Genomic DNA, 2,750 nt, shown 5'->3' with positions numbered 1-2,750 from the left:
GCACCTGTGTGGTGCCGGACCCTTCCGGTGGTGGAGCGCCAGGCCCGGGTCGCACGGACTCTTCCTACTGAAAGTAGGACGTGCTCTGGTAGCACCGCTGACGCCTGACGAGGAATCATGTCCCTCGCGCTGAATGGAATATTAGCAGCTCAACGCCGGTGTGCCGAATCGTGGTTCGGGGGCGACCGGGTGCTCCGGCTCAGGGGGTGACCGCGTACTCCGTGAACCGGCCGCAGGCCCGGAATCCGAGACGGCGGTAGACGGGCTCGCCGTCGGAGGAGGCCTGGAGGACGGCGGTGCGGTAGCCCGCGTCGTACGCCGTGCGCAGGGTGGCCAGGGTGACGGCTCCGCCGTAACCGCGCCGGCGCTCGGAGGCGAGGGTGGCGATGTTGTAGATCCCCGCGACACCGGCGTAGAGGAAGACCTCGGCCGAGCAGACCGGCCGCCCGGCCACGTACCCGACGAGGTAGCGGGCGGGGCAGTCGGGGGAGAGGGCCCACGCGCTCGCATCGGCGTAGAAGCGGCGGACGGTGGCGGCCGGCGGGTCCCAGTTCGCCGCCACGATCGTCGCGTAGTCGGCGAGTTGTTCAGGGGTCGTCGCCAGGCGGATCTCCAGGCCGTCGGCGGACGGCTCGGGCGGGGCGGTGTGCAGGTCCATCGCCATGCCGGTCTCGGTCTCGGAGGCCTGGAGACCGGCGCCGGAGAGGAGGGCGGCGAGGTCCGGGGGAGCGGCGGCCGGGCCGACCCACCAGGAGAAGGGGCGGCCGGTAGCGGTGAGCGTCCGGACGGTCTCCGCGATCCGGGCGGGGGCGGTGTCGGCGGTGAAGCGTGCCGCCGCAACGATGTTGAAGGTGTCGTCGTCGAGTCCGCTGTCGGCGATGACGAGGTCGGCGGTCTCGGTGACGCTCGCGCGCCCCAGGTGGCGGTGCAGGTGGCAGGCGTGCTCGGCGAGGTTCCGTTCCATGCTGTCGAGCAGGTCGGAACCGTCGGGAACGGTCGGTCGCGTCTGGTCCATGCCCGCCACGATGTCAGTCGGGGGAGAGAAGGCCGAGTGATTAAGAGGACATCTCATTTGGGAGCCTAAATCGAGTGCGAGAGTTCCGGTTCGGCTGATACAAGGTCTACGTGACTGAGCACCTCTACTTCCCCACCCTGCTGCGGATGATCGACGAGCGATCCGCCGCGTTCCGCGCCGCCGTCGCCGCGGCCCCCAGCCTCGACGCCGACGTCCCGTCCTGCCCGGGCTGGACGCTGTACGACCTGGCGAACCACCTCAGTGAGGGGGACCGCTTCTGGGCCCACATCGTGCTGAACACCGCGCCGGGCGACGAGCGGCCGAGCAAGGACGGGCTGGTGGCGCCCAGGGAGCGCGAGGCCCTCATAGCCTGGCTGGCCGACTCGACGGAGCAGCTGCTTACCGCTCTGCGCGAGGCCGGCCCGGACCGGGGCTGCTGGGCCTGGTGGGAGCCGCTGGCCTCGCCGCACACGGTGGCCGCCGTGGCCCGCCGCCGTGTCCCGGAGTCGATGATCCACACCTACGACGCCCAGTTGGCCTCCGGCACCCCGCAGGAGCTGCCGACGACCGAGGCGGTCGACGCCATCGAGGAGTTCCTCGCCACCGTCTGCACCGTCACGGTCCCGTGGCCGGGCGAGCCCGCCACCATGGACTACCACGCGGCCGGGGTCGGCACCTGGCGCCAGACGGTGGACGCCGCCGGTTCCCGCTTCACCCGCCTCACCGCGGCGGATGCCGCCGAGAGCAAGCCCACCGCCGCCATCTACGGCACGGCGAGTGAGATGGCCCTGCTCATGTACATGCGCATCCCGAACAGCTCGCTGCGGATGGAGGGCGACGCCGACCTGCTCCAGCGGCTGCAGAACGGGGGCTGATGACTTGGGGGGCGATACTGGCGGGTCCTCGGCCGTGAGGTGAAGGCGGCCGTGTCATGCTGCTGTTCCTCCAGCACGCCACCCGGTGACAGGCGCGGCCCGAAAACTCCCTGGACCGTCCGACCCGTCTTGGTCATGATCCTCACGTGACCATCTACCTCGAGTCCGAGCGCCTGACCCTCCGCCCCTTCGCCGCGGCCGACGCGGACCTGCTGATCGAGCTGGACAGCGACCCGGCGGTGATGCGCTACCTCAGCGGCGGCGCTCCAACCCCGCCAGAGGAGGTCCGCGACCTCGCCATCCCCAGCATCCTCGCCGGCTACGAGCGCTGGAATCACGACCTCGGCCTGTTCGCCGCGCACGAGAAGGACGGCGGCGCGTTCGTCGGCTGGTTCTGCCTGCGTCCGCTGCGCAGCGGCCCGCGTGAGGAGGCCGAACTCGGCTATCGCCTGCGCCAGGTGGCCTGGGGCCGGGGCTACGCCACCGAAGTCTCGCAGGCGCTGCTGGCGAAGGGGTTCGCCGAGCTCGGCATCCGCATGGTCTGGGCTGAGACAATGACCGTGAACCGCCCTTCGCGTAACGTCATGGAGAAGCTCGGGATGACGCTCGCGGAGAACATCCCCACGCCGGACGACATGATGGCGGTCGAGGGTTCCGAGCACGGGGGTGTGCGGTACGAGATCACGAAGGAGCAGTGGGAGCGGCGGCAGGCGTAGGCGGCGCGAGGCGCGGCGCCCGTGGATGTGAAGTCATCGGCCCGCGCTGGACTGGTCGAGGTGCGCGGTCGATTCGGTGAACATGCGGGCCCTCTAAGTGCCGGGTGGAACGCGGAAGGGTCCGGCACCTGTGTGGTGCCGGAC

The 2,750-nt window shown here is 70.7% G+C and carries 3 protein-coding genes; 2 read left to right on the top strand and 1 reads right to left on the bottom strand.

The window, feature by feature from the left end:
- Positions 1–199: 199 nt before the first annotated feature.
- Entirely contained in the window at positions 200–964 is a 765-nt protein-coding gene (locus ACFU6K_RS35945; RefSeq protein ID WP_380670374.1) for a GNAT family N-acetyltransferase, read from the bottom strand.
- Positions 965–1,125: 161 nt separating this feature from the next.
- On the opposite strand from ACFU6K_RS35945, the gene ACFU6K_RS35940 reads away from it, so the two are divergent.
- Positions 1,126–1,890, top strand: a complete 765-nt coding sequence (locus tag ACFU6K_RS35940; RefSeq protein ID WP_380670372.1) for a maleylpyruvate isomerase family mycothiol-dependent enzyme — start codon at positions 1,126–1,128, stop codon at positions 1,888–1,890.
- Positions 1,891–2,036: 146 nt separating this feature from the next.
- The gene (locus tag ACFU6K_RS35935; RefSeq protein ID WP_380670370.1) at positions 2,037–2,606 is read left to right on the top strand and encodes a GNAT family N-acetyltransferase; all 570 of its coding nucleotides are present in this window, start codon (positions 2,037–2,039) and stop codon (positions 2,604–2,606) included.
- The last annotated feature ends 144 nt before the right edge of the window (positions 2,607–2,750 follow it).

This window comes from Kitasatospora sp. NPDC057512 (genome assembly GCF_042802135.1).
Lineage (GTDB): Bacteria > Actinomycetota > Actinomycetes > Streptomycetales > Streptomycetaceae > Kitasatospora.
This window is presented reverse-complemented; position numbering and strand designations above follow the sequence as displayed.

Bases quoted from the DNA above. Each gene is read 5' to 3' on its own strand.
- ACFU6K_RS35945 (WP_380670374.1), bottom strand. From the start codon at position 964: ATGGAACGGAACCTCGCCGAGCACGCCTGCCACCTGCACCGCCACCTG.